Consider the following 566-nt stretch of genomic DNA (forward strand, 5'->3'; position numbering starts at 1 on the left):
CCCACAACGCCGCTTATTGAATGGTGTTGCGGAAAGTTGCATTTAGGTCGATTAATATCAGAGCTATACAAGCAAAAAGTCACCGGTTTAGAGATTGATACGCAGCTAGTCAATCAGGCAAATATCCTTTCCCGCACCAGAAAATTGAGCAATCAAACTGTGGCGCTAGAGTGTGATGTATTGAATGATGACCTGTCTCAGCTGCTTGAAGCTAACCATCACCTAATTGCCTTGCATGCCTGCGGTGGCCTGCATGTACATATGCTAAAGCAAGGTGTAGAAAGTCACTCTAACAGAATGACCTTCTCACCATGCTGCTATCACCGCTTCAATAGCTCTGAAAACTACCAGGCGCTATCACTTGTAGGCCGAACTACCCTACTGAGCCTAAGCAATGAGGATTTGCGTTTAGCGACAAGACAGTGTAATACGGCATCGGCCGCTGAAACCCGAAAGCGCAAACAACTACAAGCTTGGCGACTCGGCTTTGATACGCTCCAAAAAGATATCAGACATACTGATCAATACCTTCCTTGCCCCTCTCTCAGCATTCGTATTCTTCAAGA

1 protein-coding gene is annotated in these 566 nt (G+C 45.9%); it reads left to right on the plus strand.

The features are described from left to right. Positions 1–36 precede the first annotated feature (36 nt). The coding region (locus A3735_RS01270; RefSeq protein ID WP_231882330.1) for a methyltransferase at positions 37–566 on the plus strand (530 nt) is incomplete at its 3' end.

It is taken from the genome of Oleiphilus sp. HI0061 (genome assembly GCF_001635675.1).